The organism is Ferrimicrobium sp. (genome assembly GCF_027364955.1).
Lineage (GTDB): Bacteria > Actinomycetota > Acidimicrobiia > Acidimicrobiales > Acidimicrobiaceae > Ferrimicrobium.
Genome location: NZ_DAHXOI010000049.1, coordinates 1 through 7251 on the forward strand (window position 1 = coordinate 1; position 7251 = coordinate 7251).

The window sequence follows — 7251 nt, forward strand, 5'->3', positions numbered from 1 at the left end:
AAGAGGGATAACATGGATAAAATTTCATCTAATTTACTAACAATATATGACAAGATCGATAAACTATTCCTAAACGTAGGAATAATTACAGATATTTTAGACGGCCTTAGATCACAACAATCAGAAAAACATTCAATTGTGCAGGAGCTCATAGATGAGGGTGCGTATGATGTGGCAAAATCCTATATAGATTTCCTAAAGGCAAAGAATATAGATCTCAAATCACAGATGCTCCTTGCATCACATAAATCATCACATTCAGTGTCTCCAGTAGGGAAGAAAACAATGAAGAAGAACAACGGTGCAGAGTTCGGGCCTGATACAAAGGGAACAAAAACGTCAGGCATACAGGAAGCCATAAATTCAACATTCAAGAAGCCTGAGACAGATGAAGGATCTAAGAGACCTGGAAATTAAATTTTTAGAATTGCTCTCTGAATATGGTTGGATCTCACAGAGATCCCTTTTTAGTATAAAGCACCTGCCTAATGGTGCAATAATATCAAACCGTTCTGATCTTTTTGGAGCATGGGATATAATCTCTATGAAGAACAACAGGGTAGTGTTATTTCAGGTATGCTCTGGCACAACATACGATGCCCATATAAGAAAAATAGCTGACAAACTCAAATTCCCACTTACAAAAAATCCTGAGCAGGTAGTGGTTTATTATTACAAGGAAAAGAACAGATGGAAATTTAACATGACGTTGAGAACTCCAGCAGGATGGATCCCTAAAACTCCTGATGAACTTCTAAAGTAATCCTCAACTCTTCTATTATATTAGTCTATTACAACGTTGAAACAACGTAATCACAACGTTTATATATACTTACTTTATATCATTATGAGGTAAATATGAACAAAGATGTTTTAAACACGAATGGGTTAAATTTTGTAAATGATATCTTCCGCTTAAACGGTAAGGAGTATAAGCTAAGGATATCACACATAATGTGTAGTGAGGATAAGTTAGAGGAAGTAGTTGTTTACTACGATTACATAACTGGTAGCGATTTACTGGAAATGATGTCGTTCATGGAGAGAGTTGGCTATGATCTTTCATATATCCAAAAAAATGAAATATGTTTTAGGCAAATCTCTCCTACATTGTTTGTAACAGGCAAATATTCTGGTGTTCTTTCTGAATATGTAAAAGGGGTGAACTGATGTTCGGCAGCAGAGTCAACAATCCGGCATGGTGGGATCCGCCAGAGGATTATAGTTGCAAATCATCTTATACAATAAGTGGAACTGAGTTTTTCTGTGATCTTGAAGAAGATCACGTAGGCCCACACATCTGCCATCCTAAAGCAGAGCAAAAAGCCGTAATTATCTGGAACTCTGGAGATGATGATTAATGATAGCAATCCTCCAGGAAACACTGGATGAAATAAAGCAGGTATGGGAACATTGTGGTATTCCCATATCAGATGAGGAAATATTTGAGATTGCCGAAGAGGTGGAATAAATGGAAATAATAGCAAGAAAAATGGAAGTAGCGAAAGAAAATGTAGATGCATATTCTGACTCATATAGTATTCAGTTTTCGTACAATAGCGATGGTCGTATGGCATTAAGGATTAAAGTAAATGGAGTAGATGAGGAAGATATCCTGATAGTCCTGAACAAAACAGAGACAGACAACCTATTTAAGTTTGTCAGGAAAATTAAAGAGGTGAAAGAATGAAAGCGATAACGACTGAAAGAATACCCATAAAAATGTGGGCTGAGAGTATTGAAGACAGTGCCATGCAGCAGGCTAAGAATCTGGCAAATATGCCTTATTCTTACAGGCATATTGCAATAATGCCTGATAGCCATGCAGGGTATGGTATGCCAATAGGGGCAGTTCTGGCAACACAGGATGTTATAATTCCTAATGCCGTTGGTGTGGATATCAACTGTGGTATGATTGCAGTAAAGACTGATTTAAAGGCCGATGTGATGAAGTATCATATCGTTGAAGATATTATGAAGAGGGTTGAAAGGGATATACCTGTTGGATTCTCCCAGCACAAGGAAAAAAGGGAAAACAATGTCCTGGAACAAATGAAAGACAACCTGAATGACAATTCAATAGTCAATGCTGAATATGAGAAATCAATGTATCAGCTTGGGACACTGGGTGGTGGAAACCACTTTATTGAGATGGATGCAGGATCAGATGGATATGTCTGGTTGATGCTACACTCTGGCAGCAGGGGAATAGGAAACAAGGTAGGAACATTCTACAACAAAATGGCTATTGCAGATAATGAAGAACATTATCTAAAGAATACTGTGGATGCAGAGCTGCCATTTTTACTTGAAAAAAGCCCAATTGGAATAAACTACATAATGGAAATGCAATACTGCGTGGTATATGCAAATATCTCACGTGGTTTGATGATGCAGGACTTTATCAAGGATTTCCAGGAAGTCATACCTGGAACTAAAATACTTGATCTGGTGAGAATAGATCATAACTTCGTTGAACGGGAGGGGCATTTCGGTAAATCACTCTGGATACACAGAAAGGGTGCTGTCCCTGCATTTCCAGGTATTAAGGGTATAATTGCAGGTTCACAGGGGACATCCTCTTACATCGTAGAGGGAAAGGGAAACAAGGAATCCTTTATGACCTGTTCACACGGTGCAGGAAGAGTTATGGGAAGAAAGGAAGCAGTCAGGAAACTAAATCTCAGTGAGGAACAGGAGAAAATGAAAGGAATATACAACAATATGAACTCCCAGCAGGCACTTGATGAGGCACCATCCTGTTACAAGGACATAGATCAGGTCATGCAGCAACAGGAAGATCTTGTAGATATACTTGTGAAATTAACTCCACTGGGAGTTGTAAAGGGGTGAAGAAATGAAAACGTTTGTTGCAGAGGATGTGCTACGGGATTATACTCCTGGACTTATTGTTGTAAAAGCCGAAGACAAGGAAGAAGCCATAAAAATTATCATGAAAGAGTTATCTACTTATTTATTTATAGATGATTGTGTTGGTGATAAAAATTGTCGTGAATATGGTGTAATTGAGGGTAATATAGATTGTCTTCGATGTAAGTTGAGGGAATTGAAAGACAATGAACTTGTCTATGTTTATGGGGGTGGATAAATGGTCGTATTGCCAGTAAGAGCATGGGATGATGTTATTGTCGAACAAACCGTGAATATGTTGATTTATGATTCACTAAATGATGAAGTCGTAAAGAACTGTGGCAAATCATTACCATATCCATTTATTCTTTTTTTGGACGGCTTGTTATTAGGTAATCACTTGAGAATGTGGTTAAAAGTGAATCAGGAGATGTATAAATGAAAATACAACCATCACGCTGGGAGTTTACTGCTGGTGATTTTTGCTGTTATGCATTTCAGGAGGATGTATTTGGTGATGGATATATCTATTCTGGGGCAATAACAACAGATGGTAAAAAGGTATTTTTTAAGGGTAAACAGATTGAGTTCTGCCCTTACTGTGGAAAGAAGATAGTGCTTGAAAGAGAGGTGAAATAATATGAGTTTAATAGATAATTTGAGATGTCCGAAGTGTAAAAGCAATAGTGGATTAGAATATGATGATATTGTAGGATTTGATGATGATAACAGGCCAATTTTAGGCTTTCATTGTTATAACTGCAATATCGACCTTACGTCAAAGGAGTTAATTGAGGTGGTTTTAAATGCTTAAAGAGACACCAGCTCCTTACAAGGATACAGGGGTAAATGCTGACAAATCACAGTTAGACATTACAAACCTGCTGAGGAAGTATGGAGTAGAACAGATAAACTGGCAGATAGACTACAAAATGGAGAGAATCCAGTTAGATTTCATAATTGAATACAAAAAGCAGGAAGATCAATCAATTCACAAAATTGCAGTAAGAGTAAAACCACCTATGTTCGCTGCACAGAGAAGAACCTGGGATCCTAAGGAGGGTAAATATGTTAAAACTGACATGGCAAACTGGGCACAGTCAATGAGACTGTTATTTCACTGGATAAAAGCAAAGTTAGAAGCAGTCAGTTTTGGGTTAAATTCAGTAGAAAAAGAGTTCTTGTCTGATATAGTTACAACGGCACCTGATGGAACAAGGGTAACTGTATGGGATCTGATTAGTGAACAGGTTGAAAATAGCCATCTCATGCTTGAATACAGGGGTGAAATGAGATGAGAACAGAGGAGAAATCAGCAGCGGCACGAATACAGAGAGATATCTTTAACAAGGCAATGGAGATGAAAGATGCAGAGATGAAGAAAAACAATCCAGCTGCATACTCTTCTATTGGCTGGTTATCATATCTGATTGATCTTGGAATGGCAAAACTTAAAGAAGAGGTAGATTAAACATGACAAAAGTATATGTCCTCTATGCACAGGAAGTTGAAGATCGATGGGTATTAGGCGTATTTTCCTCACCAGAAAAGGTAAAGGAAGCATGGGAAAAATGGCATGCAGAGAGAAATCCTGATACAGTGCAGGATGGATGGTGGGTGGATGATGAGGAATATGCAATCCTGGAATGTGAACTCAATGAGGTAAAGGTGAGGGAATGAAAAATATCAGCAAATTTATAGAGAAATGCAAAAACAGAGAACTTAAATCTGATAGATATTACGGTTTCAGTATTTTAAGAAATAATAAAATGCATATCCATGCTAAAACATTTGATAAAAATGAAAATGGTTTTATTCTTTATGATACAAATCATAATTCCATAGTAGAGGGGATAAATCCTGTGGATATAATCAGCATATTTTCTTGCAGTATTTATCAGGGAGAATGGGAATTAGAAAACATCCTATATGACAGTGAGCATGAGGTGAAAGAATGAACCAGACTGGCATAAGCTGGACTGATTACACGTGGAATCCTGTTTCAGGATGTAATAAGGTGTCTCCAGGATGCCAGAACTGCTATGCAGAAGCATGGTCAAAGAGATGGAAGCGATCATTTGATGTGGTGCTGCATCCTGAAAAGCTTAGACAGGTAAAGAAATTACCGTCAGGCAGTAAGGTATTTGTCAATTCAATGAGTGATCTATTTCATGGCAAGGTGCCATTCTCATTCATAGAAGAAGTGGTTGATGCGATCAAATCCAGACCAGATGTTATATTTCAGGTTCTTACAAAGAGACCAGAAAGAATAAGGGATTTTCTGCATTATCACGGTTACACATTGAGGGGAGGAGATCACCAGTATGATTACTGGCTGCCATCTAATTTATGGTTAGGCGTATCAGTCGAGATGAGGCAGTATGCAAGCAGGATTAATGAACTGCTTTACCTAAAGAATGAGGATCCAAAATTGCCAAGCACCATGTTTGTCAGTTTTGAGCCACTAATCGGGGATGTAGGCAAAGTAGATCTAAACGGCATTGACTGGATCATCATTGGTGGTGAATCAGGTTCACATCACAGGCCAATGGAAATAGAATGGGCAAGGAATCTTATAGGACAGGCAAAGGAACAGGGCATAGCAGTATGGATGAAACAGCTGGGAGGATTCAGGCCAGGTGGCAATATAGAAGATTTCCCTGAGGACTTGAGATTGAGGGAGTTCCCAAAGGTGGTTTTAAGTGAAAGTCATTGATCTTTACTGTGGATTAGGTGGATGGGCAAGAGGGTTAAAGGACACTGGCCATGATGTTACAGGATATGATATTATTGATTTCTCAGAGTCATATCCTGGGAAATTCATAAAGGCGGATCTTCTTACCTACAATGATTTTCCACATGCTGATGTAATCGTTGCAAGTCCTCCCTGCACTGATTTCTCTAAAGCCTCTTTTCCTCCAACATGGACAGCAGTTAAACTTTATCCTCCCAATATTCCCAGTGCAATGGAACTATTTAACCGTGTATATGAGATAGTGGCTCTTACCTCAGCAAAATATTATATAATTGAGAATGTTGTGGGTGCTCAAAAGTATATGGGAAAGGCACGCATGCATATAGGGTCAAGATATTTCTGGGGTAATTTCCCTGCATTTACAAATAGAGTCTCATCGAGGAACGGAGTATTTGATGGCATGGACATTCGTTATTTGACACCCTTAGAATGTGAACGATTAATGGGCTGGGAAGACAACTGGACAAAATATGGAATTAATGAAAAAGGAGAAACGATTGAATTATCAGATAATTGCAGATACAACCTGATAGGAAATGGGGTTGTGCCTCAAGTTGTGAGAGAGATAATTAGCAAAGAGGTAATGGAATGAAAGTAACAAGATCAGGAACAATAGAACCATGCTGTGAATGGATCAGATTATGGGTTAGATATTTTGAAGTCGATGGATATACAGTCATTATGACTGATGTATCTGGTAATTACCCATTCGGCAATTTTCCAGTAAGTTACTGCCCTTTCTGTGGTGCAAAGACAGAGGCCAGTGAGAAATAAAAACTATGGATATACTTAAATACCACTTCTATTCTTACATTATAGATTGTTTCTTCGCATTTATGTATAGTTTAAGCAATCTATAATCTCCTGACATTGCCAGGATACATATTTCTTATTGAATTTCTGAATACACAGACAGAGGTTCTACTTGTCGTATAAAAGCAGATAACCTCATCACTCATCACATCAGCAGAGTATATGTCTGAAATACTTACATTATTAATGGTTAGGGTAAAGGGCGTAGTGGCATACAATGTCTCACCATTCATGCTGACACGCGGAAACATTTTCCGTAATTCCATGTCTATCCTGCTTACGTTATTCTGCTTCCTGCTGGTATTTTCCTGACCCTGCCTGACACCACTGGAAAAATTTACACGTTTTACCATTCCATTGGCCTGCTTCTCCATTCTTCTTCTTAATCGTTCATTGTAATCAAAATTATCACTAACCATAGTAATAAAACACTGTAATGCTATTAAATCTTTTCAGGTTATTTTGTAAGTGAATGGATCTTGCTTTTTAATGTTCTTGAAAGATCCACAGCCTTATTTTTTACTATTCCTGCATCACTCTTTGCCTTTGAAACTGCTGTGTGCAGTGAATTTTTATATTGATTAGGCAAATTTCTTCTCATTTCAGACATTTCAAAAGCGTCAAGCCTTCTAATATGTGCCTCAATATCCCGTATCTGATCCTCGATATAATTTATTTTCTCCTGATAATTTTTTATAAGTTCTTCCTTTGACTGCATAATTTAATAATGTGAGAAAGTATAAAAATATTCACATTCCTATGATGAGTGCAAAACCCGTATATGTTGTTGTCGTATCAGGTGCGGTTATTGT

Annotated in this window: 15 protein-coding genes; 13 read left to right on the forward strand and 2 right to left on the reverse strand. The window is 37.8% G+C overall.

The features are described from left to right. The 13 genes from M7Q83_RS13545 to M7Q83_RS13605 all read left to right on the forward strand — a co-directional run. Positions 1 to 417: hypothetical protein (locus M7Q83_RS13545; RefSeq protein ID WP_298339960.1), on the forward strand; the 417-nt coding region annotated here is incomplete at its 5' end. After that, positions 389 to 763, forward strand: coding sequence for a hypothetical protein (locus tag M7Q83_RS13550; protein ID WP_298339963.1), 375 nt, complete (start codon positions 389 to 391; stop codon positions 761 to 763). The genes M7Q83_RS13545 and M7Q83_RS13550, both read left to right, overlap by 29 nt. A 95-nt stretch (positions 764 to 858) precedes the next feature. Beyond that, positions 859 to 1170: a hypothetical protein gene (locus M7Q83_RS13555; RefSeq protein ID WP_298339966.1), complete on the forward strand. Its 312-nt coding sequence runs from the start codon at positions 859 to 861 to the stop codon at positions 1168 to 1170. Positions 1171 to 1471: 301 nt separating this feature from the next. Next, the gene (locus M7Q83_RS13560; RefSeq protein ID WP_298339969.1) at positions 1472 to 1690 is read left to right on the forward strand and encodes a hypothetical protein; all 219 of its coding nucleotides are present in this window, start codon (positions 1472 to 1474) and stop codon (positions 1688 to 1690) included. Next, on the forward strand, positions 1687 to 2853 hold the full coding sequence (locus M7Q83_RS13565; RefSeq protein ID WP_298339972.1) for an RtcB family protein: 1167 nt from the start codon (positions 1687 to 1689) through the stop codon (positions 2851 to 2853). The genes M7Q83_RS13560 and M7Q83_RS13565 overlap by 4 nt, the downstream gene beginning before the upstream one ends. Before the next feature lie 4 nt (positions 2854 to 2857). Continuing rightward, positions 2858 to 3109 carry a hypothetical protein gene (locus M7Q83_RS13570; RefSeq protein WP_298339975.1) on the forward strand — a complete coding sequence of 84 codons (252 nt, stop codon included), beginning with the start codon at positions 2858 to 2860 and terminating at the stop codon, positions 3107 to 3109. Positions 3110 to 3309: 200 nt separating this feature from the next. Next, positions 3310 to 3510 carry a hypothetical protein gene (locus M7Q83_RS13575; protein ID WP_298339978.1) on the forward strand — a complete coding sequence of 67 codons (201 nt, stop codon included), beginning with the start codon at positions 3310 to 3312 and terminating at the stop codon, positions 3508 to 3510. Positions 3511 to 3677: 167 nt separating this feature from the next. Further along, entirely contained in the window at positions 3678 to 4169 is a 492-nt protein-coding gene (locus tag M7Q83_RS13580) for a hypothetical protein (protein WP_298339982.1), read from the forward strand. Further along, positions 4166 to 4342, forward strand: coding sequence for a hypothetical protein (locus M7Q83_RS13585; protein WP_298339985.1), 177 nt, complete (start codon positions 4166 to 4168; stop codon positions 4340 to 4342). Before M7Q83_RS13580 ends, M7Q83_RS13585 begins: the two co-directional genes overlap by 4 nt. A 2-nt stretch (positions 4343 to 4344) precedes the next feature. Beyond that, on the forward strand, positions 4345 to 4551 hold the full coding sequence (locus M7Q83_RS13590) for a hypothetical protein (RefSeq protein ID WP_298339987.1): 207 nt from the start codon (positions 4345 to 4347) through the stop codon (positions 4549 to 4551). Further along, positions 4548 to 4829, forward strand: a complete 282-nt coding sequence (locus M7Q83_RS13595) for a hypothetical protein (protein ID WP_298339990.1) — start codon at positions 4548 to 4550, stop codon at positions 4827 to 4829. The genes M7Q83_RS13590 and M7Q83_RS13595 overlap by 4 nt, the downstream gene beginning before the upstream one ends. Then, positions 4826 to 5587 (forward strand): DUF5131 family protein, encoded by a 762-nt coding sequence (locus M7Q83_RS13600; RefSeq protein WP_298339993.1) that lies wholly within the window; start codon positions 4826 to 4828, stop codon positions 5585 to 5587. The genes M7Q83_RS13595 and M7Q83_RS13600 overlap by 4 nt, the downstream gene beginning before the upstream one ends. After that, complete coding sequence (locus M7Q83_RS13605; RefSeq protein WP_298339996.1) at positions 5574 to 6218, forward strand: DNA cytosine methyltransferase; 645 nt, start codon at positions 5574 to 5576, stop codon at positions 6216 to 6218. Before M7Q83_RS13600 ends, M7Q83_RS13605 begins: the two co-directional genes overlap by 14 nt. Before the next feature lie 262 nt (positions 6219 to 6480). On the opposite strand, the gene M7Q83_RS13610 is transcribed toward M7Q83_RS13605, so the two are convergent. Continuing rightward, positions 6481 to 6813, reverse strand: coding sequence for a hypothetical protein (locus M7Q83_RS13610; protein ID WP_298340000.1), 333 nt, complete (start codon positions 6811 to 6813; stop codon positions 6481 to 6483). 83 nt (positions 6814 to 6896) lie between these two features. Then, positions 6897 to 7157 (reverse strand): hypothetical protein, encoded by a 261-nt coding sequence (locus tag M7Q83_RS13615; RefSeq protein WP_298340003.1) that lies wholly within the window; start codon positions 7155 to 7157, stop codon positions 6897 to 6899. Positions 7158 to 7251 lie beyond the last annotated feature (94 nt).